This window comes from Brenneria izbisi (assembly GCF_025840185.1).
Taxonomy (GTDB): domain Bacteria; phylum Pseudomonadota; class Gammaproteobacteria; order Enterobacterales; family Enterobacteriaceae; genus Brenneria; species Brenneria izbisi.
Window position 1 is genome coordinate 55,899 of the sequence record NZ_JAMPJU010000012.1, and the last position, 26,015, is coordinate 81,913.

Genomic DNA, 26,015 nt, shown 5'->3' on the forward strand with positions numbered 1-26,015 from the left:
TATCGGCATTTGCCATCATAAACCGGAAACCGGGCGTTTACGTCCGGTAAGACGCCGGAATCCGAAAATTTCATATTGCATACTGGTATTCAACTACGTTGGCATTGTTCTGCGCAGTTGGGCGGCGTGCCTGGCGGGAGGCATGCCAAAAATACGGGCATAATCCCGGCTGAACTGAGATGGGCTTGCATAACCGACACGGAAACCGGCACTGGCGGCATCCAGTGCATCACTTATCATCAGACGTTGAGCTTCCAACATACGTAACCGTGTGCGAAATTCAAGCGGACTCATCAAGGTAACGGCTTTGAAATGAGCATGAAAGGTGGAGCGACTCATACCCGCAATTTCTGCCGCCTGTTCGACAGGACAGGTTTCACGAAAATGGGTTTTGATCCAGACAATGGCACGAGAAATATGGTTCAACCGGCTATCAGCCAGAACCATATGCCGGATAGTGTTACCGCCGTCACCGGTCAGAAGGCGGTAAAGGATCTCTTGTAACACCAGCGGAGCAAGCGCGCCAATATCTTCTGGCGTATCCAGCAAGCTCGCCAGACGTACAGCGGCATTCAAGAGTTCAGGGGTGGTGCGATTAAGCGTTAAACCCAAAGGAAAATCATGCGCTTTTTGCAATGGCATTGGATAACGGATCGCAAGTTCGCCCAGTTCCGCCATATTAAGCGAGATTTGCAGACATAAGTATGGCCGTTCCGCGCTTGCTTCGATAACCGACCCCATAACCGGTAGATCGACAGAGGCCATCATGTAAGTGGCGGGATCATAGACAAAAGCAGTGGTGCCGAGCATAGCCTGTTTTCGTCCCTGAGCGATGAGACAAAGCGTCGGCTCGTAGATAACAGGTATCGGCATCGTCGGCACTGAAGAGCGCAACAACTTTACGCCAGGTAATGGGCACGAATTTACACCGTCATCAGCCGCATGGCGTCCAATAATCTCCGCCAGTCTATCAAGTTGAGTCATCCTCAAATCACCTTATACAAATAAAACAGCACGGCTGGTATTCGCATAATCGTGCAAGCATTGCGGACAAACCGTCTACCCTTCACTAACACAATCTCGCTTAAATAGATAACGAGTAAATCAAACAGCGACGTATTTACTTTCTATGGAGACGCCTATACATGTCAATGAATACAACACTCGATCAATATCGCTTGCTCGGACGATCCGGTTTGCGGGTATCGCCACTGGCTCTCGGCACGATGACGTTCGGCTGCGACTGGGGATGGGGCTCGGATGAAACCGAGGCAAAACGAATATTCGACTTATATGTCGATTATGGCGGCAATTTTATCGATACCTCAGTCAATTATACCAATGGTGCATCCGAAACCATTCTGGGCAGGCTGGTAAAAGAAAAACGCGACCGAATTGTGCTCGCCACGAAATTTACGATGGCGCGAACCCCCGGCGATCCAAACTCCGGCGGCAATCATCGCATGAATCTGGTGCGCTCGCTGGAAACCAGCCTGCGGCAACTTGATACCGACCGGATCGAACTGCTCTATGTGCATGCGTGGGACTTCACGACGCGCCCTGAGGAAGTGATGCGCGCATTGGATGACCTTGTGCGCACAGGAAAGATCCTCTATGTCGGCATCTGCAACACGCCAGCCTGGTTGATCGCCCAAATGCAGACGATTGCCGATCTGCGCGGTTGGTCGCCGTTCGTCGCTTTGCAGATCGAATACAGCCTGATCGAACGCACGGTGGAACACGAACTCATCCCGATGGCGCAAGCGATGGGTCTCGGCGTCTTGCCGTGGTCGCCGTTGGCCGGGGGGCTCCTCACCGGGAAGTACCATCGTGCCGATCTGACGCAGGAAAGCGAGGCCCAGATTTCCGATAACCGCAAGAGAGTCATCGCCTCATCCGGGCATCTGAGTGAGCGGGCGTTCGCCATCGCCGACGTTGTCGGTGAAATCGCCGATGAGGTCGGCGCCACCCGCTCGCAGGTCGCTCTGGCATGGACGCTGCTGAATCCCGCGGTGGTCTCGCCGATAATAGGCGCGCGGACACTGGCGCAGGCCGAGGATAATTTCGGCGCTCCCGGCGTTTCCCTGACCGCCGCGCAGCGACAACGACTCGATTTGGCGAGCACGCCCGAACCGATCTTTCCGGCTCGCTTTATGGACCGTCCTATGGCGCGGCATATCATGTTCGGCGGCGGCAATCGCACTTCTTTGTTGCGGGACGTTGCGCCATGACAGTGCTCAGGATGACAGCACTTGCCCTTCTGACGCTGGTTTGCGCAACCAGCAGCGCCCTGCCAGCGGACAGATTTCCCCTGGACGATATCTCGCGCGGGTTGCGAAATGTCATGCTCCTTGCCCATCAAACGGAGAAGAAGATGCAGCACCACCCCTATATCGGCATGTGGATCACGGCGGATGGACACATCCGTCAGGCGTTTTTACCCAACGGGCGTTACGACGAAGCGCGGGGCAACCGCCAAAGCGCTTATCAAGGCCGTTACGAAATAACAGGTAATCGCATTGACTATTGGGACGATAGTGGCTTTAGCGCCGATGGCGTCTTTGTAAATCATGATGAGTTGCACCACGGCGGCATGGTTTTCTATCGAAAAAAATAAGGTCGGCCCCGCGATACCGGCACGATCAATAGCCTGAGAAATGTGCATAAAAATCCGGGGATGTTTTTATTCCCGGTTTTTATTTGCCCGACAGCATCCAATAAAGACGCAAAAAAACCCGCATTTACGCGGGCTTAGTCTTATTTGCCACCATCAGGCAGGTGTGTTTCCAGATGAGGGATCATTCCCACTCAATCGTCGCCGGCGGCTTACCGGACACGTCGTAAACCACGCGCGAGATACCGTCCACTTCGTTGATAATGCGATTCGATACGCGGCCAAGGAATTCATACGGCAGGTGCGCCCAGTGCGCGGTCATAAAGTCGATGGTTTCAACGGCGCGCAGTGCGACGACCCAATCATATTTACGGCCATCGCCCATTACGCCAACGGAACGAACCGGCAGGAAGACGGTGAAAGCCTGGCTGACTTTGTTGTACAGATCGGCTTTGTGCAGTTCTTCAATGAAGATCGCATCGGCACGACGCAGCAGGTCGCAATACTCTTTCTTCACTTCGCCCAACACACGCACGCCCAGTCCCGGTCCAGGGAAGGGATGGCGGTACAGCATGTTGTACGGCAGACCCAGTTCCAGACCGATCTTGCGGACTTCATCCTTGAACAATTCTTTCAGCGGTTCAACCAGACCCAGCTTCATCTCTTTCGGCAATCCGCCGACATTGTGGTGAGATTTGATGACGTGCGCCTTGCCTGTTGCGGAAGCGGCGGATTCGATAACGTCAGGGTAAATGGTGCCTTGCGCCAGCCATTTCACTTCAGACTGCTTGCTGGCTTCTTCGTCGAAGACTTCAACAAACACCCGCCCGATGATTTTACGTTTCGCTTCCGGTTCGTCCACGCCCGCCAGCGCGTTCAGGAAGCGCGCTTCCGCCGGGACATGAACAATGTTCAGGCCGAAGTGGTCGCCAAACATTTCCAGCACCTGATCCGCTTCGTTCAAACGCAGCAAGCCGTTATCCACGAATACGCAGGTCAAGCGTTCGCCAATCGCGCGGTGCAACAGCATCGCCGTTACGGAGGAATCCACACCGCCGGACAAACCGAGGATCACCTGATCGTCACCGACCTGCTGACGAATACGCGCTACCGCATCATCAATAATTTTGGCTGGCGTCCACAGCGCTTCGCACTCACAGATATCACGTACAAAACGCTCCAACATGCGTTGTCCCTGACGAGTGTGGGTGACTTCCGGGTGAAACTGCACGCCGTAAAAACGTTTTTCTTCGTTTGCCATGATCGCGAACGGGCAAGTATCCGTGCTGGCGACGGTCACAAACCCCTCAGGGATGGCGGTGACTTTATCGCCGTGGCTCATCCATACATCCAGCAGCGGCGCGCCTGCGGCGCTCAACGCATCCTGAATATCACGAACCAGCGCGCTGTCCGTTTTCACCTCCACCTGCGCATAGCCGAACTCGCGTTCGCTGGAGCCTTCCACATGACCACCCAGTTGCATCGCCATAGTCTGCATACCGTAGCAAACGCCTAAAACCGGTACGCCAGCCTGGAATACGTATTCCGGCGCGCGTGGGCTATCAAATTCAGTGGTACTTTCCGGGCCGCCGGAAAGGATAATCCCGTTAGGATTGAATTCACGGATCTGCGCTTCAGTGACGTCCCATGCCCAAAGTTCACAATAAACGCCCAATTCACGAACGCGTCGTGCTACTAACTGCGTATATTGCGAGCCGAAATCCAGAATGAGAATGCGGTGTTGATGAATGTTTTCTGTCATGAGAGGCGTATTCCAAAATACGAAAAAGCAAAAGTGATTAAACCCGGCAATGTTACCGGGTTTAACGGGTTAAATCAGCCTGCAAATCACCTTATGAACCCATACGGTAGTTCGGTGACTCCTTGGTGATGGTCACGTCGTGAACATGGCTTTCCTGAATACCGGCGCCGCTGATACGTACGAATTCCGCTTTGGTGCGCAGTTCGTCGATAGTGCCGCAGCCGGTCAGCCCCATACAGGAGCGCAGACCGCCCATTTGCTGGTGAACGATCTCTTTCAGGCGGCCTTTATAGGCCACGCGGCCTTCAATGCCTTCCGGCACCAGTTTGTCCGCGGCGTTATCGCTTTGAAAATAGCGGTCGGAAGATCCTTTGGACATCGCGCCCAGTGAGCCCATACCACGGTAAGATTTGAAAGAACGCCCCTGATACAGTTCGATTTCGCCCGGAGATTCTTCCGTCCCCGCCAGCATTGAGCCTACCATGACGCAAGCGGCGCCCGCTGCAATGGCTTTGGCGATGTCGCCGGAGAAACGAATACCGCCATCGGCGATAACCGGAATACCGATGCCTTCCAATGCTTCAACCGCATCGGAAATAGCGGTGATCTGAGGAACCCCGACACCGGTCACGATACGGGTGGTACAAATGGAACCAGGGCCGATGCCGACTTTCACTGCGCTGACGCCAGCCTCCGCCAACGCTATGGCGCCTGCGCCCGTTGCCACGTTGCCGCCGATGATTTCCAGATCAGGGTATTTGGCGCGGGTTTCACGAATACGTTGCAACACGCCTTCGGAATGACCGTGGGAAGAGTCAATCAGCAACACATCCACCCCCGCCGCGACCAGCGCATCGATACGCTCTTCATTACCCGCGCCCGCGCCAACCGCCGCGCCGACACGCAGGCGGCCGTGCTCATCTTTACAAGCGTTGGGTTTACGCTCTGCTTTCTGAAAATCTTTAACGGTAATCATGCCGAGCAGACGGAATTGCTCGTCCACCACCAGCGCTTTTTCCACGCGTTTTTCATGCATTTTTTGCAGAACGACTTCACGCGCTTCCGCGTCTTTTACCGTAACCAGACGCGCTTTCGGCGTCATCACGGCGCTGACCGGTAGATCCAGATCGGTCACAAAGCGCACGTCACGACCGGTAATAATTCCCACCAGTTCATTGCCTTCGGCCACAACCGGATAACCGGCGAAACCATTACGTTCGGTCAATTCTTTTACCTGACGCAATGTGGTATTTGGCGTAACGGTTTGTGGATCAACGACCACCCCGCTTTCATGTTTTTTTACGCGGCTGACTTCTTCCGCCTGACGCTCAATCGACATATTTTTATGAATAAAGCCCAAGCCACCTTCCTGAGCCAGCGCGATCGCCAGACCAGATTCGGTGACGGTATCCATCGCAGCCGACAGCATAGGGATATTCAGACGAATTTTTTTCGTCAGTTGGGTGGTTAAATCAGCCGTGTTAGGCAAGACAGTGGAGTGGGCAGGAACAAGGAGAACATCATCAAACGTCAGTGCTTCTTTAGCGATACGTAGCATGGGCAATATCTCACCAAGGTGGGTGTAAGAACGGATAAAATATTGCCGTGGCATTATACAGAGCGTAATCGATTGCCTCCAGCATTTTTTTACTAAAAAGCTTGATTACCTTTCACATGCAGGTAGTATCAATCAATGAAGTCACTGTTTTAAAATTTGATCTAGCTCACAATGTCTCAATTTCCCGCCTCTGCTATTTTTACCGTTAGCCGCCTGAATCAGACGGTTAGACAATTGTTGGAAATGGAAATGGGGCAGATCTGGCTTTCCGGCGAAATCTCCAACTTCTCGCAGCCATCTTCCGGTCATTGGTATTTCACGCTGAAAGATGAACGCGCTCAGGTGCGCTGCGCCATGTTCCGCAACAGCAACCGTCGGGTCGCCTTTCGTCCGCAAAACGGTCAGCAGGTACTGATACGCGCCAGCATTACGCTGTATGAACCGCGTGGCGATTATCAGTTGCTGGCGGAAAGTATGCAGCCTGCCGGAGATGGTCTGTTGCAACAGCAGTTTGAACAGTTGAAGCAGCGTCTTGCAGCCGAAGGGGTGTTCGATCAGCAGTTCAAACAGGCGCTTCCCTCCCCGGCCAGACAGGTCGGCGTAATCACTTCCGCCAGCGGCGCCGCCCTGCACGATATTTTAAACGTATTGCAGCGCCGCGATCCTTCACTGCCCGTGGTGGTGTATCCCACTGCCGTACAAGGCAATGAAGCGCCGTTACAGATTGTGCGCGCCATTGAACTGGCCAACCTGCGCAACGAATGTGATGTACTGATTGTCGGTCGCGGCGGCGGTTCGCTGGAAGATTTGTGGAGCTTCAATGATGAGCGTGTCGCGCGGGCCATTTTTGCCAGCCGGATCCCCATCGTCAGTGCTGTGGGTCATGAAACCGATGTGACCATTGCAGATTTCGTCGGTGATGTGCGTGCGCCGACGCCTTCCGCCGCGGCAGAGTTAGTCAGCCGTAATCAGCTTGAATTGCTGCGTCAGATACAATCCCAGCGCCAGCGTCTGGAAATGGCGATGGATTACTATCTTGCTCAGCGTCATCAGGTATTCACGCGCTGGCATCATCGCTTGCAACAACAGCATCCGCAGTTGCGGCTGGCGCGTCAGCAGGCTCAGTTGGTGAAACTTCGCCAGCGGCTGGATGATGCCATGCAGCTACAGTTGCGCCAGACTTTGCGCCGCCGCGAACGCATGGAACAGCGTTTGTTTCAGCAGCAACCCTTGCCGACAATTCAGCGTGCGCAGCAGCGTTTACAGCAATTGCGCTATCAGATGCAGAATGCCGTTGAGCGTAACCTGAATAAGCAACAACAACGGTTGGGTGTCGCCTGTTCGCGTCTGGAAGGCGTCAGCCCGCTGGCAACGCTGGCGCGCGGCTATAACGTCACCACGACGCCGGATGGCGAAGTGCTGAAAAACGTCGCCCAAATCTCGCCGGGCGCAACATTGAAAACCCGGTTGCAGGATGGATGGGTTGAAAGTCAGGTCACCGCGCTCGTGCCGCACACTCCCGCCGCCGCGCCCGCCAAAAGGCGACGTAACAAGTCTTAATCGCCGTAGGGATTTATCCTAAAACTGATGATTGTCCCCGTCATCCGCCTCAACTTCTGAACTATACTGATCTCCAGCCGACTAAATTCTTATGGTGAATGTAAGAATGCATGCGTTTTTGTTGATCGTCTGCGTTACCCGATGATCGCCTTTCCAAGGAGATAAGGTATGAAGTCCAGACCGATTTATGGCGTGATCCCCCCCTATATCCTGCATCGTATTATCTCCAATGGTTCGGAAGACCAGCGTCACTGCGCCCAACAGACGTTGATGCATGTCCAGTCATTGATGGTAAGCCACCATCCCCGGCCACAACCCCATGCGCAGCAGTCCGCCGGACAAGTGCATCGTGAAATTTTCGACGCTGAAAATCAGCAACAGCTACCGGGCACACTGGTTCGCGCAGAAGGGCAAGCCAGTAATGGCGATGTCGCCGTTGATGAAGCCTACGACTATCTTGGCGTTACCTACGATTTCTTCTGGCGGATTTTTCAGCGTAATTCGCTTGATGACGAAGGGCTAACGCTGGCCGGTACGGTGCATTACGGTAAGGATTATCAGAATGCATTCTGGAACGGACAACAAATGGTATTCGGTGACGGCGATGGTAAAATATTCAATCGCTTCACTATTGCGATTGATGTGGTCGCCCATGAATTGTCTCATGGCATTGTCGAAAATGAAGCGGGACTGATTTATTTCCGACAATCCGGGGCGTTGAACGAATCCCTGTCCGATGTTTTTGGCACGATGGTAAAACAGTTTCATCTGGGACAAACCACCGAACAGGCGGACTGGATCATCGGAGCTGGCTTGCTGGCCGAAGGTATTCACGGTATGGGATTGCGCTCCATGTCACATCCGGGGACAGCCTATGATGACCTGCTGTTAGGCGTCGATCCGCAACCTTCCCATATGCATGACTATGTCAACACGCGCGAAGACAACGGCGGCGTACACCTGAACTCCGGTATCCCCAATCGCGCCTTCTATCTGGCGGCCACCGCACTGGGCGGCTATTCATGGGAAAAAGCCGGTAGAGTCTGGTATGACACCGTGTGCGATGAATCGCTGCCGCAGAATGCGGATTTCGAAATATTCGCCCGTTATACCATTCGTCATGCGGCCAAACGATTCAACCAAAGCGTTGCCGATACCATTCGGCAAGCATGGGAAACGGTGGGTGTGGAGGTGAGACAGGAGCTTTTATGAAAACGTTGCCGGAACTTAACGACGATGCGGTTATCGAATTAGCCCGCGAAGGCGGGCTTGCCTGGATCCCCAAGCTGGCGGGCCTGCGCCGTTTCGTCCTCGCCAGTGTGCCGGTATCAGAACGAGAGAGAATCTGCCGGGCGATCCTCAACGCGCTGCCGCAAGCCCGTGAACCCGGCGAGCCAGATGGCCCTGGACGCGGCGATCAATTTTATTACCGGATTCATATCAGCTACGGTCACCCGCATCAGCAATACGCCGAAGCCATCCTGTTGATCCCCGAAGACAGCGCGCCGCCGGAACTGACGGAGCTATGGCGTAACGGCGTGCAGCCGTAAGCAGGATTAGTCAGCGGGAAGAGCGTTTAACAACACGCGCTTTTTTGAGATCAAGCCGTGTTGCCGACACAGATAATTCACCGCGCCGCAGGCCCTCAACATGTCAAGCAAGTGCTTACATTCAGGGCAACGGGCTTCCCGACGATAACGCTGCCGGCAGGCGCCGCACTGAAATGTATCGCCGTCTTGCCAGACCAGCGGGTTATTGCAGTGCGGACACATGGCGTCCATTTCATCTCCTTGCGAATAAGCCTTATGTCACTGCTGCGGTTAAATCACGCCCAGCGAACGTAAGCAATACAGGCCGATCGCCGTCACAAAAAACGAACCGACGGTGGTCATCGCGATAATATTCGCCGCCAGCGTCGCGTTGCCGCCCATCGCGCGCGTCATGGCATAGCTCCCGGCTGCGGTCGGCGTCGCTGAAAACAGGAAAATAACACCAAGCGATACGCCGCGAAACCCGACCATCCACCCCCCCAGCGTCAGCAAACCGGGAACCACAAGTAATTTGGCGACAGAAGAAAGCGCCGCAACATTGGATGTTCGCAGCATAGTGCGGATATCCAGACTGGCTCCCGCGCACAACAGCGCCAGCGGTAACGCCAGGGCAGATACCAGATGTCCGGTCTGCTTAATCACTTCCGGCATCGGCAACGTACTGCGTGAATAGAGCAGCCCCAACACCAGAGCGATAATCAACGGATTGGTCACGATACTGACCAGCAGCGCTTTTGTGCTGATCTGCCCTCCCTGCTCGTCGCGCCGCAAACTGCGGGTCAGCGTAATCACCGACAGCACATTGAACAAGATCACCGTTACCGTCAGATAGAGCGAACCTACCGCCACACCTTCACTACCATAGGCGCTCATCGCAAACGCCAACCCCATGATGCCGGTATTGGAACGAAAGCCGCCCTGAACGAAAATCCCCCGCTCTCGCGGATCTTTCACCAGATAGACAGCCACAAACTCCAATAACAGAAAGGTGGCAAGGGTTCCCAACGTACCGTAAATCATCATCGGCAGATGATCGGCCATCGACTGTTGATTCGTCGCGATACTGAAAAAAAGCAGGCAGGGTAAGGCCAGATTGAATACCAGTTTCATTGCCGAATCACAGAACCCGTCATCCAACAGATTCAGCCGACGCATTCCCATACCCAGTAGCAGGAGCAACAAATTGGGCATGGTGACTTGAAATGCAAAACTCCAGGTTTCCCAGGACATGACTTTCCCTTCTGGCTGAACGCGTTCGTCTCCGACAATGCGGGGCGAAAAGAACCCTTCGCCCCGCCAAATACATTATTTACTTTTTTTAAGATGCTGCATCAACCGCTTACGCTTGCGTAACTGGTTTGGCGTCAATGTGTTGCGCTTATCGGCAAAGGGATTCTCGCCTTCTTTGAACTGAATACGGATCGGCGTCCCCATGACATTCAATGAGCGGCGATAGTAATTCATCAGATAGCGCTTATACGAGTCAGGCAAATCTTTGACCTGATTACCGTGGATCACCACAATCGGCGGGTTATAGCCGCCCGCATGCGCATATTTCAGTTTCACCCGGCGACCGCGCACCAATGGCGGCTGATGATCATCGGCCGCCATTTGCATAATACGGGTCAGCATGGAAGTACCCACGCGACGAGTCGCACAGGTGTAAGCTTCCATCACCGATTCGAACAAGTTGCCCACGCCGCTGCCGTGCAATGCGGAGATAAAGTGAATACGAGCAAAATCGATGAAGCCAAGACGCAAATCCAGCGTTTCCTTCACTTCATCACGCACTTCCTGCGACAATCCGTCCCACTTGTTGACCACAATCACCAATGAGCGCCCACTATTGAGGATAAAACCCAGCAGAGAGAGATCCTGATCGGAGATACCTTCACGAGCGTCAATCACCAACAGAACCACGTTGGCATCCTCAATGGCTTGCAGCGTCTTGATCACAGAGAATTTTTCCACCGTCTCGGTGACTTTGCCGCGCTTACGTACGCCGGCGGTATCGATCAATATATATTCACGCTCATCACGCACCATCGGTATGTATATGCTATCGCGGGTGGTGCCGGGCATGTCGTAAACCACCACCCGGTCTTCACCCAGAATCCGGTTAGTCAGTGTGGACTTACCCACGTTAGGGCGACCGACTATCGCCAGCTTTATCGGTAGATCTTCCGGGTTGAAGTCATCTTCCTCCGCGATCTCGCCTTCAGATGCATTTTCACCCAGTTGCTCAGCCCAGTAAGCCGCGTTCGCTTCTTCCTCAGTTAACTCAACCGGTTCCGTCACCTCATCCTGCACAAACGGCAGCAAAACCTTCTCAAGCAGCGAGGTCACGCCACGGCCATGAGAGGCCGCAATCGCATGGATCTCGCCCATACCGAGCGAGTAAAAATCCGCCGTCACCGTATCGGGATCAAGACCATCGGTTTTGTTGGCGACCAAAACAGTGGTCTTTTGACGGCTACGCAGGTGCTGGGCAATACCTTCATCCGCCGGCATTAATCCGGCGCGGGCATCCACCATAAACAGGACGATATCCGCTTCTTCAATCGCCACCAGCGATTGACCGGCCATGCGTGTTTCAACGCCGTCCTCCGTACCATCGATACCACCGGTATCAACGATAATAAATTCATGGCCTTCCACTTCCGCGCGGCCATACTTGCGGTCACGCGTCAGCCCTGGGAAATCCGCCACCAATGCATCACGAGTGCGTGTTAAACGGTTAAACAGCGTAGACTTTCCCACATTCGGACGTCCGACCAGCGCGACGACAGGTATCATTGTTACAACCTCATTACTTATATTTCAATACGTTACAGCGATAATACTCGCTGACGATAAAAAGACGAAACGGCCCCTGATACTGTCAGGAGCCGTTTCGGGTTCGTCTCTACCAACCGGCAGGGACCCAAACGTGCGGGGCGTTAACTAGCGGGTAAAAGCGTACACATCGCCATTTTTCGCCTGGATAAGCAGCTTGTCGCTGGCAATTACCGGCTTGCTTAGGAAGCCTGAACCATCCACTTTCTGCTGAGCCACAAAACGCCCGTCAGCTGTATTCAGCCAATGCAAATAGCCTTCCGTATCACCCACCACCAGATAGCCGTCGAACAACACCGGCGCGGTCAGATTACGGTGCAGTAAATCGCTCTGACGCCACAGGTTGACGCCGCCATTGGTATTCAGCGCCACAATACGGTCATTCTGATCAACCAGATAGATGCGGTCGCCATCGATGATGAAATCCTGTACCGAACCAAGTTCGCGTTTCCACAGAACCTGACCTGAACGCAAATCCAGCGCCGTCATGTTGCCATTATAACCCAACGCGTAGACCACCTCACCCATCACAACCGGCGTGGTATCGACATCGTTCAGGCGATCGATTTCCGTCGCGCCGCTGGGCTGGGAAATGCGCTGTTGCCAGATAAGCTGGCCCTGATTAATCATCACCGCATTCACGCGACCGTTATCCCCACCGACAATCGCCGCACCGAACGCCGTCGTTGGCGCGGATTCGCCGCGTAGGGAAAGCGTCGGCATATCCAGATTGACGGTCCACCTAACCGCGCCATTAGCTTCGTCCAACGCCTGCAACATGCCGTTGCTGGTGTGGATCAGCACCACGCCGTCGCTGACGACCGGGCGGGAAATGGCTTCGCCCGCTACAGCGGTCTGCCATACCACCGCACCATCATCCGCATTCAGCGCATAGACCTGCGCCTGCTCGCTGCCGATATAGATATGACGGCCGGAAACGGTCACGCCGCCGGACAACAGTGCGGGTTTATTGCGGGAGAAAAACCCGGTTTTCTCAGACAGATCAACCCGCCAGATTTCTTTGCCGTCATTCAGATCCAGCGCCTTGACAGTACCCCGGCGATCGGCGGCAAAGACGCGATTATCCTGCCATGCCGGATGAAGATTGGAGTAAAACTCCCCAATACCGCTGCCGACTGAACGGCTCCACACTTTGGTGGGAGTAAACTGATTCTCCACCTTTGGCAGTGGAGACATAGTGACAACATCTTCTTCGCTGTTAAACAGCGAACAACCGCTCAGCAGGGCAACAGAAACCAGTCCTACTAAAAGTGTTTTACGCAATTGCATGGAATTCCTCTTAGCTGGACAGATTGTTCAGTTTCATGGTCAGCAATGCCTTCAATGCCTGCGGAGGGTTAGCAGACAAACCTTTGTTATACGCGTCGCGCGCCGCCTGATTATCCCCTTTGCCGACCAGCACATCGCCACGGACATCCGCCGCCAGCGCCACCCAGCCATCAAGCTTAATGGCATCCAGGGTTTTCAGCGCCTCGTCCGTTTTCTTCTCTTGCAGTTGGATCCGCGCCAGACGCAGATTCACCAGTGCAAGCAAGTCGGCATCCTTGGTCTGGGATTGGGCCAACACCAGTTGTTGTTCCGCCTTGGCGAAATCTTTCTGATCGACATAATGACGCGCCAGTTCCAGTGACGCCAGTGCGCCATAACTATTTTTATTCGCGGCGCTGAACTTCTCAGCCGCCGCTACGCCGTCCGTTTTGCCATCGGCCAATTGTTCGGTGATTTGCTGATAAGACGTAGACGCTGCTATTGCATTGGTGCTTTGGCTATTCTGCCAGAAACGCCAGCCAACCAGCGCTCCGACACCGAGCACCACGCCAACCACCAGCGCCTTGCCATTTTCCGCGAGAAAACGACGTAACGCATCAACCTGTTCATTCTCTGTGGTATAGACTTCCACGGTGTCTTTCTCCTCAATCCAGTAACATTGCCAGACGCGCGGCGACATCGGTCTGCGCCAGGGTATCCTGCTCGCCATTACGCAGGTTTTTGACGACAACCTGACCGGCCGCAACTTCGTTTTCACCTAAAACCAGCGCTACGCGCGCGCCTGATTTGTCGGCTCTGGCGAATTGCTTTTTAAAATTGCCGCCGCCATAGTTGGTCATCAGTTTCAATTGCGGCAACGTATCACGCAGCTTTTCGGCCAGTTGCATCGCTGCCGCCTGCGTACCTGCGCCGGAAGAAACCAGGTAGACATCCACGCCTGGATGCGCCTTAAACTCAGGATTAACCGATTGCACCAGCAGCACCAGACGCTCCAGTCCCATCGCAAACCCCACCGCGGGCGTCGCATGGCCGCCCAACTGCTCAACCATGCCATCATATCGTCCGCCGGCGCAAACCGTTCCCTGCGCCCCCAGACTGGTGGTGACCCATTCGAACACAGTACGGTTGTAATAATCCAGGCCGCGAACCAAACGAGGATTAACGGTATATGGGATGCCCGCCTGCGTTAAAAGTTCACCCAACGCGACAAAGTGAGCGCGGGATTCTTCATCCAGATAATCCGTCAGAACCGGCGCATCGTTGAGTAACGTCTGCACCTGCGGATTTTTTGAATCCAGCACGCGCAACGGATTGGTATACATGCGACGCAGACAATCTTCGTCCAGTTTATCTTTATGCTGCTCAAGAAAGGCAATCAGCGCTTCACGGTAAGTCGCTCTGGCTTCCAGCGATCCAATCGAGTTCAGTTCCAGCTTGACGTGCTCGGCGATGCCCAACACTCGCCACCAGCGAGCGGTAAGCAGAATCAGTTCGGCATCGATATCCGGCCCCTGTAGCCCGAAAACTTCACAACCCAACTGATGAAACTGACGGTAGCGTCCTTTCTGCGGACGTTCGTGGCGGAACATCGGCCCCATATACCACAAACGCTGCTCCTGATTATAAAGAATACCGTGCTCAATACCGGCGCGAACGCATGACGCGGTATTCTCAGGACGCAACGTCAGGCTGTCGCCGTTGCGATCCTCGAAGGTGTACATTTCTTTTTCAACCACATCGGTCACTTCACCGATGGCACGTTTAAACAGCGAAGTTTGCTCAACAATCGGTGTGCGGATTTCACTGTAGCCGTAGCTGCCAAGCACCTGCTTCAGACTGGTTTCAATACGCTGCCACAATGCCGTTTCGGCTGGCAGGTAATCGTTCATGCCGCGAATGGCTTGAATATTTTTTGCCACGTCAGTTCTCTATGCGTTTTTCAAAAATAAACCCGATTATAGGAGGATCTGCAACCTATCTTCAATGCAGGCCGATCCTCCTCGGGTTAGGAATGATAAATTAGGCGAGTGATGGCATATATCCGCACCAACGCCGTTTATTTATCGACCAGATTAACGGCGATGCGCTGGTTTTCATCCATCATGGAGGCTTTGGCCCGAATTTTGGCCTCCAGTTGATCAATCATCTGCTCGTTGTCAAAACGCTCTTTCTGGCGAACGCCATCTTCGTAAAAACCGCTCTTGTTATGGCCGCCGGTGACGCCAATGGTGGAAACCAGCGCTTCGCCCGGCCCGTTGACCACACAACCGATGATCGAAACATCCATCGGCGTGATGATATCTTCCAGTCGCTGCTCCAGCGCATTGACGGTGCCAATCACATCAAATTCCTGACGGGAACAGGTTGGACAGGCAATAAAGTTGATACCGCGGGAACGAATGCGTAGTGATTTTAGAATATCGAAACCGACTTTCACTTCCTCGATCGGATCGGCAGCCAGCGAGATACGCAGCGTGTCGCCGATCCCTTCCGACAGCAACAAGCCAAGGCCGATAGCGGATTTGACCGCGCCGCTGCGTGCGCCGCCCGCTTCCGTAATCCCCAGATGCAACGGTTGATCGATACGCGCGGCCAACAGACGATAAGATTCCACCGCCAGAAACACATCTGATGCCTTTACGCTGACTTTGAATTGATCAAAGTTGAGGCGATCCAGAATATCAACATGCCGCATCGCGGATTCCAGCAGCGCCTGCGGCGTCGGCTCGCCATATTTTTCCTGCAAATCCTTTTCCAGCGAACCGCCGTTCACACCGATACGGATCGGGATATTTTTATCCCGCGCGCAATCAACAACAGAACGGATACGCGCCTCATTGCCGATATTGCCGGGGTTGATGCGCAGACAGTCAACGCCGTACTCCGCCACCTTCAGGGCAATGCGGTAGTCAAAATGAATATCCGCCACCAGAGGAACATTCACTCGCTGTTTGATCAGTTTGAATGCTTCCGCCGCTTCCATGGTTGGCACGGAGACGCGGACAATATCAACGCCAACACGTTCCAGTGACCTGATTTGGCCAACGGTCGCTTCAACATCGGTGGTTCGGGTGTTGGTCATGGATTGCACCGCGATCGGCGCACCATCACCAATAGGCACCTTGCCGACGTAAATTCGTTTTGATTTGCGACGGGTTATGGGTGCTGCGTTATGCATTACTTCTTCTCCAACATTGCAACATCACGTAAACGTTACGTTATTCCGCGGCCAGTGTAAGACGAGCCACCTGATTGCTTCTCACAAACTGGCTCAAATCGACGGGTTTACCCTGGAATTGGATCTGGACCGCAGCGGGCGCGCCAATCTTGAGTCTATACGGCGCCTGACCATTCAGATTCAGTGAGCCGCCATTACGCTGCATACCGCTGAACAGTTTTTTACCGCTGGCGTCAATCACTTCCAGCCAGCAATCCGCGTTGAAATTCATGACCAGCGCATTGCCGCTGGCCGCAGGCGGGGTTGGATTTTCGCTCGAAGCCGTCTCGGTCGCCGGGGCAACCTCGTCTGAACTCAACGCGGCGTTATTGTTGTCCGGCTGCAAGGGAGCGGTCGGTTGCGAGGCCACAGGCGGTGGTGCGGGCTGAGGGGGAGTCATCGCGGGATTAGCAGGCGACTCAGGCGGCGTCACGCTCGGCAAAGGCAACGCCACCGACGTGGAAGCGCTCGAATCGCCCCCCGTCTCCGCCAGCGGTTCGCTGTTATCCATCAGCGGCACAGACTGACCTTCACTCTGCGCCTGCATTGAACTGGCATGGTCCACCATACTGTTGATTTCCTGCTGCTGCGCCTGATAGTTCTGCCACCACCATGCGCCAGTCAATCCCAGTACCACAATCACCACCAGCCAGGTGAAAGTCATCAACCACCCGTCGCGTTTTTTGCGACTTTTACCCAGAGAGAAACTCTGCATGGGAGCAACATTCGACACCTTCGGCGCCACATGTTTATCTAGCATCGGCAACAGTTCATCTTCGGGCAAATGAACCAGTTTCGCATAAGAACGGATATATCCGCGTAAAAACGTCGGCGCCAACCCCGTTGGCGTATTACCTTCTTCTATCTCGCGAACGGTGGAAAGCTTAAGACACAAACGCTCAGCAACAGCCTGCTGAGTCAACCCCAGCCGCTCACGCGCCTGACGTAAACGTTCGCCGGGAAGGGTTGATTCTGTATTATCTTGAGTGGCTTCAGTATTCATTAGCTAAGAATTGCTGGTACTGTTTAGATTGTGGAAAACTTCGCGCCAGCGATTTGCCATAACGTTCAATATCCTCATCATAGCCTGCTAACGCGGCGAAACGAATCTGTAACCATAAACTCTCGGCGCTGGCCGGAAGAATATGCTGATAAATGTCCAGGAGCCGCTTGGCTTGCTCATGTTTTCCGCTGGAAAACTGTTTATCAGCCTCTGCCAACAGCATAGCGCCTTTGGCATGATCGTACTTTATAGCTCGGATTAACAAACTGCGCGCTTCATCATTCTGTCCGGCTTTGAAAAAGCAATACCCCGCGTTTTCCAGCGCATCCGCAACCTGACTGTAATCAGGGAGTTGCGCCGCCGCACTAAACTGTCGCTGCGCCGCTACATACTGCCCTAAACTACACAGAAACGCACCGTAATTATTCATCACGCTGCCGTTTTCCGGCGCCAGCGCAAACGCGCGCTGATAACGCCGCCCGACGGACTCATTTTCACCAATACGCTGCTCATAAAGCGCCATGCCCAACTGGGTGCGATAATCCCGCGGCGCGGCATCCAGCGCTTTTGCAAGATTCTGACGCGCCGCATCCAGATTATTGCGGGCCAGATATTCCAGCCCCAGTTGCAAACGGGTCTGCGCAATCATGGGAGTGACGTTTTCACCGGATGAACGATTACCGCATCCCGCAGACAAAACCGCCATGATCACCACCAGCCAACCGGCTCTCTGTCTTAACTGTCGCATCATCCCTGACGTCCTTTTCCTACGATTCCATCCCGCGTCCATCGTCAGGCATCGCCCGGCCTGGCTCGCATCATCAAAATATTATCGCGCTCATTAACGGCCAGGACAATTAGGTATCAGACCGTTTTAACCGTGATAGGTTCACCTGCCATTTTTTTCTTCAGCGTGCGCTTGGTTCTGTCCACCACCTCGCCGGCAAGCTGACCGCAGGCGGCATCAATATCATCGCCACGGGTTTTACGCACAATCGTGGTAAAACCATATTCCATCAGCACCTTGGAGAAGCGATCGACACGGCTGTTCGAACTACGGCCATAAGGCGCGCCGGGGAACGGGTTCCACGGGATCAGGTTGATCTTGCACGGAGTATCTTTCAGACATTCCGCTAACTGATGGGCATGTTCCGTGCCGTCGTTGATATGATCCAGCATCACATACTCCACCGTCACTCGTCCCTGATTGGCATTGGATTTCGCCAGATAGCGCCGCACCGCGCTCAGGAATGTTTCGATGTTATATTTCTTATTAAGCGGCATGATTTCGTTACGGATTTCATCGTTTGGCGCGTGCAGGGAGATCGCCAGCGCGACGTCGATCATGTCGCCCAGTTTGTCCAGCGCCGGCACCACCCCGGACGTTGACAGCGTGACGCGACGTTTCGACAGACCAAAACCGAAATCATCCAGCATGATCTCCATCGCCGGCACCACATTGGTCAGGTTGAGCAAGGGTTCGCCCATGCCCATCATCACCACGTTGGTGATGGGACGCTGGCCGGTAACTTTGAACGCGCCGATGATTTTGGCCGCCCGCCATACCTGACCGATGATTTCAGATACCCGCAGGTTGCGGTTAAAACCCTGCTGCGCGGTGGAACAGAATTTACACTCCAGCGCACAGCCGACCTGGGAAGAGACACACAGCGTGGCGCGATCTTCTTCGGGAATATAGACCGTCTCGACACGCTGACCACCGACCAGTATCGCCCACTTGATGGTGCCGTCAGACGAGCGTTGTTCGTCCACCACTTCGGGCGCACGGATCTCAGCGACTTCCTGTAACTTGCCGCGGAAAGCTTTGTTGATATCCGTCATCTGGGTGAAATCATCACAACAATAGTGATAAATCCACTTCATCACCTGATCGGCGCGGAAAGGTTTCTCTCCCAGCGAGGCAAAAAACTCCCGCATTTGCTGACGGTTAAGATCCAGCAGATTGACTTTTTCCGCACTGGTTTTGGCAGGTTGAGAGGCGACGGCAGACGCCGGTGAAAATTCGGACACGATTTGCTCAGACAAGTTTTTTTCAGACACGATTTGTTCAGACATAGGAACCCAGGCCTCGTTATTACACGTTATGGCGCTAAAGAAGGATAATAAAGAAACGCCCCGGACAAGCGCAAGCTTATCCGGGGCGCGGCATTGTACAAAGTTTAAAACAGGGAAGCCACCATCGCCGCACTTTTTATGCGCCGAACGTCAAACCAACACCCGGCGGCCTCGCGCCGGCGTTTACCGGTTACGCGGACAAATTTCATCGGCGCTGAAGAAATAGGCGATTTCACGTTGAGCGGACTCAAGGGAATCAGAACCATGCACGGCGTTTTCAGTAAAACTGTCGGCATAATCGGCACGCAGCGTACCGGCCAGCGCGTTCGCCGGGTTGGTGGCGCCCATGATGTCACGATTGCGCTGCACCGCATTTTCACCTTCCAGTACCTGAACCATGATCGGGCCGGAAATCATGAACTCGACCAGGCCGTCAAAAAACGGTTTTCCCTGATGCTCAGCATAAAAGCCTTCAGCCTGCTCACGGGTCAGTTGCAGCATTTTGGCGGCAACAATTTTAAACCCCGCGCTTTCAAAACGTGCATAAATGGCCCCAATCGCATTCTTGGCGACAGCATTGGGTTTTACGATGGAAAAGGTACGTTCTACCGTCATATAGACCTCATTAAATAACTATCAGATAGCAGCCGGATTGGAGGAATGATACTCCCAGCCAGTGAAAGTGGCGCAGATTATAGGGGCAGCAAGCGCTATTGCCTATCGGCGGAATAACATTTTGTTAAAAAAATATTAGCTTTTGCCCTACCTCACTATCGATATTGCTGACGTCCGGTGCGGTTTCAATCGGGAACATGCACATCATGTAACAAATCAGCGGCGATCACAATTCTGAACGTTACTTGTAACGTTATGCGTTATTTGTTTTTAAAACAATAAGATAACTGGATATTACACTTCATGCGCTGTTAGCCTTGCGCTGTACCCCCTAATAATGGCCACCAAGAGGGCTGATAATGAAAAACGCGGTCAATGCATTACAGAATTTTGGTAAATCTCTGTACGGGCCGGTGCTGATATTACCGATTGTCGGGCTGTTCATCGCTTTTGGCAATGTGTTCGGCAACGGTAATCTGGCCGGATATATTCCTTTTCTTAACCACCCGTTGATTCAGGGGTTTGGTCAACTGGTTTCCAAATCCGCGGTTGCTATTCTGGCGAATCTGGCGCTGGTTTTTGCTGTCGGCATTCCTATCGGGCTGGCAAAACGCGATAAGGGCTACGCGGCGCTTATCGGTCTGGTGATGTTTATCATCTTCATCAATGCGATGAACATTACCCTTCAGCTTCAAGGAAAACTGGCGCCGGTCGCCGAAATGCGCGCAGCCGGACAAGGCATGGCGCTCGGCGTTCAAGTCCTTGAGATGGGCGTTTTCGCCGGTATTCTGATCGGCGCGCTGGCTGGTTATCTTTATAACCGCTATTCCGGCAAACAATTCGACGGCGTGATGGCGATCTATTCCGGTCACTGCTTCGTCGCCATTCTGGTTATCCCGCTGGCCATTGCTCTCGGTTTCGTCATGAGCGCCATCTGGCCGTTCGCTCAGCAGGGGATCAGCCAACTGGCGTTTGCTATTAAAGGCGCCGGTCCCTTTGGCGTCGCTATCTATGGTTTTCTTGAACGCATTCTGATCCCAACCGGTTTGCATCATCTGGTCTACACCCCGTTCCTGTATACCGAACTGGGGGGGATGGCCGAGGTGTGCGGCAACCTGTATCAAGGCGCACGTAATATCTACTTTGCTGAGATGGCTTGCCAAAGCGTCAAACAACTTAGCCCGACGGTGGCATGGGATGCGCGCGGCATCAGTAAAATGTTCGGTCTGACCGCGGCGGCGCTGGCAATGTATGTGACCGCCAAACCAGAAAAACGCATGGCGGCCAAAGCGATTCTGATCCCTGCCGCCTTTGCCTCTTTCCTGCTTGGCGTAACCGAACCACTGGAATTCTCTTTTCTGTTCGTCGCGCCGTTGCTGTTTGTGGTTCACGCCGTGCTGACCGGCCTGGGCATGATGCTGTTCTATGTGCTGGGCGTTCATGCCATTGGCGCCAACGGCGTCATTGACTTCCTGCTTTATAATCTGCCGCTGGGCATTGAGAAATCCAATTGGCCGATGTACATCGTCGTCGGGTTGACCATGTCGGTAATTTACTTCCTTGTCTTCCGTTTCCTGATCCTCTATTTCGATATGCCGACGCCGGGACGCGAAGCCAGTGAAGAAGACACCCGGTTGTACTCCAAAACGGAATATCAGGCAAAAGCACAGCAGCAGGTCAAAAACGATGCTCACCTCGTCGGCTCAACCATCATTGCCGGACTGGGCGGCAAACCGAATATTGAAGTAGTGGATAACTGTTACACCCGTCTGCGGGTAACCGTGCTGGACCCAACGATAGTTGATGACCAACAACTCAAAACCACCGGCGCCAAAGCCGTTATCCGTCAGGGTAACAATGTGCAGGTGGTATACGGACTTCACGTCAAAACCATACGCGAAGCAGTTGAAAACGCGCTTTAACAGGAGATTGACCATGACGAACCCCCCATTCATTCTGACTATTGCCGGCGGCGGCAGTACCTATACGCCGGGCATCGTAAAAAGTCTGATGGTGCGTCTCGCGGATTTTCCGCTGGCGGAAATCCGTCTGTACGACATTGACGGTCAGCGACAGGAAACCATTGCGCCCGTGGTCGAAAAAGTCATCCGCGATCATAGCCGCGAGATTAGATTCACCGTCACCACCGATGTGGAAACCGCGTTTAGCGGCGCGCACTTTGTGTTCGCCCAGATGCGCGTCGGTCAATACAAAATGCGCGAGCAGGATGAGAAAATTCCTCTACGCCACGGCGTGGTCGGACAGGAAACCTGCGGCCCCGGCGGATTGGCTTACGGCTTACGCACCATTCTACCGATGGTCGAACTGATCGATCTGGTGGCGCGTTACGCTCATCAGGACGCCTGGATCGTCAATTATTCGAATCCGGCGGCTATCGTGGCCGAAGGTATTCGTCGCCTGCGCCCCAACGCTCGCGTACTGAATATCTGTGACATGCCGGTCGCCGCGATGCGTAATATCGCCGCGGTGCTGGGTGTTGACCGCCACGACATCACGGTGGATTATTTCGGCCTCAACCACTTTGGCTGGTTTACCCGCGTGCTGGTCGATGGCGTCGATCGCCTGCCCGAACTGCGCGAACATATCGCCCGCTACGGCTTGCTGACCGCCGACGCAGCCGATACCGATCCGCAGCATGCCGATCCGTCCTGGGTTAAGACCTGGCGCAACATCAAGCCGATCATGGATCATTTCCCTGAGTTTGTGCCAAACCCGTATTTGCAGTATTACCTGATGCCGAATCAGATTGTCGAACATCAGAACCCCGACTACACCCGCGCCAATGAAGTAATGGACGGACGCGAGAAGAAACTCTTTGCGGCGGCGGCCCGCTACCAGGAAACCGGCGTGCTGTCAGACGCCTTCCATGTTGGCGTACATGGTGAGTTTATCGTTGACGTCGCCTGCTCACTCGCCTTCGATCTGCGCCAGCGCCATCTGGTGATGGTGGAAAACAAAGGGGCGATAGCCAATCTGCCTTATGATGCCATGGTGGAAGTCCCCGCCTACATTACCGCGCAAGGGCCGGAACCGGTTCGTATGGGTAATGCGCCTCAGTTCCATCGAGCGCTGTTGGAACAGCAACTGGCCTCGGAACAACTGCTGGTTGAGGCGACGCTGGAAGGCAGTTATGAAAAAGCGTTGCAAGCCTTCACCCTGAACCGCACAGTACCCACCATGCAGCATGCGAAGGCGATTCTGGACGATATGATTGAGGCTAACCGTGAATACTGGCCGCAGCTAAAACAAGCCTATACAGACGGCGTCGCGCAGTAAGCGCGTACTTGTCGGAACAGAAGAAATCGCTGACAATGCCTCCACGGTTTTACATCGGGACTGACTGACCGTCAGCCCTGCCTGGGGGGAATTATGTCAGCATCTTCTTCTGCATCATTGGTTTCTAACGAATGGTTTGTTTCTGCCGCCTGGCTTGCCGAGCACCTTGACGACAGCACGATCACGCTCCTTGACGCCAGAATGTTGCCGCCGGGCGAGACGACGCGCGATATCCACGCGGAATACCGCGCCGGTCATATCCCCGGCGCGGTATTTTTTAATATTGAAACCTTGTCCGATCACCGTACCGACCTGCCGCATATGATGCCGGACAGCGATGATTTTTCCCGCGCCATGAGCGGGCTGGGCGTCAGCCATCAGCAACACCTGGTCATCTACGATGAGGGCAATCTGTTCTCGGCACCGCGCGCCTGGTGGATGCTGCACACCTTTGGCGTTGAGAAGATCTCAATCCTCGCCGGCGGACTGGCTGGCTGGAAAAATCAAAACCTGCCGCTGGAACAAGGCACTGTCGAGCGAGCGCCTGCGGTTTTCGACGCCAGAGCGAATGAAAAGGCGATCCGTCAACGTGATGAGGTGTTGGCTATCAGCCGTGATCACTCCGCGCAGATTATTGATGCCCGTCCTGCCGCCCGCTTTAATGGTGAAATGGACGAACCGCGTCCCGGCCTGCATCGCGGACATATTCCCGGCAGCCTGAATGTACCCTGGGGTGATCTGGTCGCCAACGGCGCGCTGAAACCGAATGTCGAACTCGCCGCCATTCTGCACAAGCATGGGGTGGATTTCAGTCGTCCGGTCGTTGCCAGTTGCGGTTCCGGCGTCACCGCCTGCGTGGTTATTCTGGCGTTGCACGTACTGAATGTCGCCAATGTGACGCTTTACGATGGCGCATGGAGCGATTGGGGCAGCCGCAATGACCTGCCCATCACGCTTGATTGATTCCCCGGCTGTCGTCAACGGTTCAGGAGCACCTTATGGATAACCGACTGGCATCGCTGATGCAACGTGGTCAGTCGTTGACGCGCGCGGAATATCGCGTGCTGGCCTTTGTCGCGGAACACGCTTCCCTGGTGGGGAAAATTACCGTACGCGAACTGGCGCAACAAACCTATGTTTCTACCGCCACCATCATGCGGTTGTGTCAGAAAATCGGGTTCAGCGGTTACAGCGAATTTATTTATCACTGTAAACAATTACTGACGGCGCAGCCGCATTTGCCGCCAATGGCCGAACCTTTTGCCGTTAATCACCTTCCGGCGGCGTTTCAGCACTTTGTTGATAATTACCGACACACCTTTTCCTATATCAGCGCGCAAGAGATGCTCGCATTCAGCCAGATTTTGCGTCAGGAAAGCCATTTTTTCCTCTATGGCGCTGGTTTCTCCCACCTGTTTGCCGAATATCTGGCGAAAAAGCTTCAGGTTTTGGGTAAAGACGCGTTTTCTTCCGGGTTGGGCGATAGCAAAGGCATTTTTCTCAACAATGCACCGAAATATCAGGTGTTCATCGCCATTTCCCGTAGTGGCGAAACCGAGCAGGTGCTGGACAAGGCGCGAGTTGCCCGCAATATCGGCATGAAGGTGATTGCGTTCACCAGAGCATCGCTGAATTCATTAGGCGAGCAGGCCGATCTGCATTTCCGGCTCTATGACGATGCGGTGCATTATGCGGCTGAGGCGGGAGAGATCAGTTCGTTTGAATCGAATCTGGTGATGTTGATCGATCTCTTATTGCTCCAGGCGACAACGGCGGATTGATCACCCGCCGCTGCGCCGAAACCCGGTTCAGGCGCGACCGGTATCCTTGAAATCGCGCAGGAAACTGCCCCATTTGCGCTCATAAAACGGCGTGGTATGTTTGAGCAGGTAGTGACTGATGCCTGGCTCATTTTCATTAACCACACAAAGATCAACCGGACGTTCATCCGGTGAGGTATCGCTGGCGACGCTGCCTGCGGCACGGATAATTTCTTCCACCTGTTGATCGGCTTCAATCCCGATGAGCAGATGCGGCGCTTTTTCATCCGGCTCCTGGATTTGCGCCAAAAATGCGCGGCGCACATGCCGATATTTGGTGAACAACTGGGTAAGCGAATCAATCATTTGCACCGGCATCTCGGCGGGCTGACCAATCACCACCTGAGTATCTTCTTCAACGATGCGCTGCTCGACAAATCCGTTACCTTCGCCGGACAGCATGTGCTCCACTTCCTGCGGCAGAAACTCTTTTCCATACGGCAGTTTGGGGTTGAGAAACAAGGTAGCGCCCAACGTAATCTCAAACAGTGAACGGGCTGGTAATGCCAGAAAGGATTGTTCTTCGGTGATCACTTGTTGCAAGGCGGCCAGCGACGAGAAAAAAGGAATAGCGGAAGAACCGTCGGCTTTTTCCCAATGCTGAATCTGTACGTTGCTGCCCGCATGCAGGATCTTTTCACCACGCGCTTCACTTTCATCGCTGCTGCCTAAAACGAAGACAGTGGCCTCCATTAATTCGCTGAAAAACTCAGGCCGATGCGCAGGCTCGGTTGCGGCCAGTACCAGCACCTCTTCCAGTTTATTTTGTGGTGAAAAATCCATAGCTATCCTCAACCCATGATTGCGTTAAAAACCAG

The 26,015-nt window shown here is 54.0% G+C and carries 24 protein-coding genes; 9 read left to right on the forward strand and 15 right to left on the reverse strand.

Going from position 1 to position 26,015, the window contains the following annotated elements:
- Positions 1-93: 93 nt before the first annotated feature.
- Complete coding sequence (locus NC856_RS14415; RefSeq protein ID WP_264091134.1) at positions 94-984, reverse strand: AraC family transcriptional regulator; 891 nt, start codon at positions 982-984, stop codon at positions 94-96.
- Between the two features lie 161 nt (positions 985-1,145).
- Between NC856_RS14415 and NC856_RS14420 the strand changes: the two genes are divergently transcribed.
- Positions 1,146-2,231, forward strand: coding sequence for an aldo/keto reductase (locus NC856_RS14420; protein ID WP_264091135.1), 1,086 nt, complete (start codon positions 1,146-1,148; stop codon positions 2,229-2,231).
- An 11-nt stretch (positions 2,232-2,242) separates the two neighbouring features.
- The gene (locus NC856_RS14425; protein ID WP_264091136.1) at positions 2,243-2,617 is read left to right on the forward strand and encodes an Atu4866 domain-containing protein; all 375 of its coding nucleotides are present in this window, start codon (positions 2,243-2,245) and stop codon (positions 2,615-2,617) included.
- 181 nt (positions 2,618-2,798) lie between these two features.
- Here NC856_RS14425 and guaA read toward each other — a convergent pair whose 3' ends face one another.
- Together guaA and guaB are read right to left on the reverse strand one after the other, a co-directional pair.
- Positions 2,799-4,376 (reverse strand): glutamine-hydrolyzing GMP synthase, encoded by a 1,578-nt coding sequence (gene guaA / locus NC856_RS14430; protein WP_264091137.1) that lies wholly within the window; start codon positions 4,374-4,376, stop codon positions 2,799-2,801.
- A 91-nt stretch (positions 4,377-4,467) separates the two neighbouring features.
- Positions 4,468-5,934 carry an IMP dehydrogenase gene (guaB, locus tag NC856_RS14435; RefSeq protein ID WP_264091138.1) on the reverse strand — a complete coding sequence of 489 codons (1,467 nt, stop codon included), beginning with the start codon at positions 5,932-5,934 and terminating at the stop codon, positions 4,468-4,470.
- Between the two features lie 171 nt (positions 5,935-6,105).
- Between guaB and xseA the strand changes: the two genes are divergently transcribed.
- The 3 genes from xseA to NC856_RS14450 all read left to right on the forward strand — a co-directional run bounded on the left by xseA (position 6,106) and on the right by NC856_RS14450 (position 9,044).
- On the forward strand, positions 6,106-7,494 hold the full coding sequence (xseA, locus tag NC856_RS14440) for an exodeoxyribonuclease VII large subunit (protein ID WP_264091139.1): 1,389 nt from the start codon (positions 6,106-6,108) through the stop codon (positions 7,492-7,494).
- A 168-nt stretch (positions 7,495-7,662) separates the two neighbouring features.
- Positions 7,663-8,706 carry a M4 family metallopeptidase gene (locus NC856_RS14445; protein ID WP_264091140.1) on the forward strand — a complete coding sequence of 348 codons (1,044 nt, stop codon included), beginning with the start codon at positions 7,663-7,665 and terminating at the stop codon, positions 8,704-8,706.
- Positions 8,703-9,044 (forward strand): protealysin inhibitor emfourin, encoded by a 342-nt coding sequence (locus NC856_RS14450; RefSeq protein WP_264091141.1) that lies wholly within the window; start codon positions 8,703-8,705, stop codon positions 9,042-9,044. The genes NC856_RS14445 and NC856_RS14450 overlap by 4 nt, the downstream gene beginning before the upstream one ends.
- Before the next feature lie 6 nt (positions 9,045-9,050).
- Here NC856_RS14450 and NC856_RS14455 read toward each other — a convergent pair whose 3' ends face one another.
- The 11 genes from NC856_RS14455 to ndk form a co-directional block, all read right to left on the reverse strand.
- On the reverse strand, positions 9,051-9,275 hold the full coding sequence (locus NC856_RS14455) for a zinc ribbon domain-containing protein (RefSeq protein ID WP_264091142.1): 225 nt from the start codon (positions 9,273-9,275) through the stop codon (positions 9,051-9,053).
- A gap of 39 nt (positions 9,276-9,314) precedes the next feature.
- Positions 9,315-10,274 (reverse strand): AEC family transporter, encoded by a 960-nt coding sequence (locus NC856_RS14460; RefSeq protein WP_264091143.1) that lies wholly within the window; start codon positions 10,272-10,274, stop codon positions 9,315-9,317.
- Between the two features lie 75 nt (positions 10,275-10,349).
- Positions 10,350-11,840, reverse strand: coding sequence for a ribosome biogenesis GTPase Der (der, locus tag NC856_RS14465; RefSeq protein ID WP_264091144.1), 1,491 nt, complete (start codon positions 11,838-11,840; stop codon positions 10,350-10,352).
- A gap of 147 nt (positions 11,841-11,987) precedes the next feature.
- The gene (bamB, locus tag NC856_RS14470; protein ID WP_264091146.1) at positions 11,988-13,169 is read right to left on the reverse strand and encodes an outer membrane protein assembly factor BamB; all 1,182 of its coding nucleotides are present in this window, start codon (positions 13,167-13,169) and stop codon (positions 11,988-11,990) included.
- 10 nt (positions 13,170-13,179) lie between these two features.
- Positions 13,180-13,800: a YfgM family protein gene (locus tag NC856_RS14475; RefSeq protein WP_264091190.1), complete on the reverse strand. Its 621-nt coding sequence runs from the start codon at positions 13,798-13,800 to the stop codon at positions 13,180-13,182.
- Positions 13,801-13,813: 13 nt separating this feature from the next.
- Complete coding sequence (gene hisS, locus NC856_RS14480) at positions 13,814-15,088, reverse strand: histidine--tRNA ligase (protein ID WP_264091147.1); 1,275 nt, start codon at positions 15,086-15,088, stop codon at positions 13,814-13,816.
- Positions 15,089-15,225: 137 nt separating this feature from the next.
- The gene (ispG, locus tag NC856_RS14485) at positions 15,226-16,347 is read right to left on the reverse strand and encodes a flavodoxin-dependent (E)-4-hydroxy-3-methylbut-2-enyl-diphosphate synthase (protein WP_264091149.1); all 1,122 of its coding nucleotides are present in this window, start codon (positions 16,345-16,347) and stop codon (positions 15,226-15,228) included.
- Between the two features lie 40 nt (positions 16,348-16,387).
- Positions 16,388-17,389, reverse strand: coding sequence for a cytoskeleton protein RodZ (rodZ, locus tag NC856_RS14490; RefSeq protein ID WP_264091150.1), 1,002 nt, complete (start codon positions 17,387-17,389; stop codon positions 16,388-16,390).
- The gene (gene pilW / locus NC856_RS14495) at positions 17,379-18,140 is read right to left on the reverse strand and encodes a type IV pilus biogenesis/stability protein PilW (RefSeq protein ID WP_264091151.1); all 762 of its coding nucleotides are present in this window, start codon (positions 18,138-18,140) and stop codon (positions 17,379-17,381) included. Before pilW ends, rodZ begins: the two co-directional genes overlap by 11 nt.
- A 113-nt stretch (positions 18,141-18,253) precedes the next feature.
- Positions 18,254-19,465: a bifunctional tRNA (adenosine(37)-C2)-methyltransferase TrmG/ribosomal RNA large subunit methyltransferase RlmN gene (locus NC856_RS14500; protein ID WP_264091153.1), complete on the reverse strand. Its 1,212-nt coding sequence runs from the start codon at positions 19,463-19,465 to the stop codon at positions 18,254-18,256.
- A 183-nt stretch (positions 19,466-19,648) separates the two neighbouring features.
- Positions 19,649-20,080, reverse strand: coding sequence for a nucleoside-diphosphate kinase (gene ndk / locus NC856_RS14505; protein ID WP_264091154.1), 432 nt, complete (start codon positions 20,078-20,080; stop codon positions 19,649-19,651).
- A 359-nt stretch (positions 20,081-20,439) separates the two neighbouring features.
- On the opposite strand from ndk, the gene NC856_RS14510 reads away from it, so the two are divergent.
- The 4 genes from NC856_RS14510 (at position 20,440) to NC856_RS14525 (ending at position 25,158) form a co-directional block, all read left to right on the forward strand.
- A complete protein-coding gene (locus tag NC856_RS14510) occupies positions 20,440-22,002 on the forward strand; it encodes a PTS transporter subunit EIIC (RefSeq protein ID WP_264091155.1) in 1,563 nt (520 codons plus the stop codon).
- 13 nt (positions 22,003-22,015) lie between these two features.
- Complete coding sequence (locus tag NC856_RS14515; RefSeq protein ID WP_264091156.1) at positions 22,016-23,377, forward strand: 6-phospho-alpha-glucosidase; 1,362 nt, start codon at positions 22,016-22,018, stop codon at positions 23,375-23,377.
- Between the two features lie 93 nt (positions 23,378-23,470).
- A complete protein-coding gene (gene sseA / locus NC856_RS14520) occupies positions 23,471-24,340 on the forward strand; it encodes a 3-mercaptopyruvate sulfurtransferase (RefSeq protein WP_264091157.1) in 870 nt (289 codons plus the stop codon).
- A gap of 35 nt (positions 24,341-24,375) precedes the next feature.
- The gene (locus NC856_RS14525) at positions 24,376-25,158 is read left to right on the forward strand and encodes a MurR/RpiR family transcriptional regulator (protein ID WP_264091158.1); all 783 of its coding nucleotides are present in this window, start codon (positions 24,376-24,378) and stop codon (positions 25,156-25,158) included.
- A gap of 27 nt (positions 25,159-25,185) precedes the next feature.
- On the opposite strand, the gene sseB is transcribed toward NC856_RS14525, so the two are convergent.
- Complete coding sequence (sseB, locus tag NC856_RS14530; protein WP_264091159.1) at positions 25,186-25,980, reverse strand: enhanced serine sensitivity protein SseB; 795 nt, start codon at positions 25,978-25,980, stop codon at positions 25,186-25,188.
- Positions 25,981-26,015 lie beyond the last annotated feature (35 nt).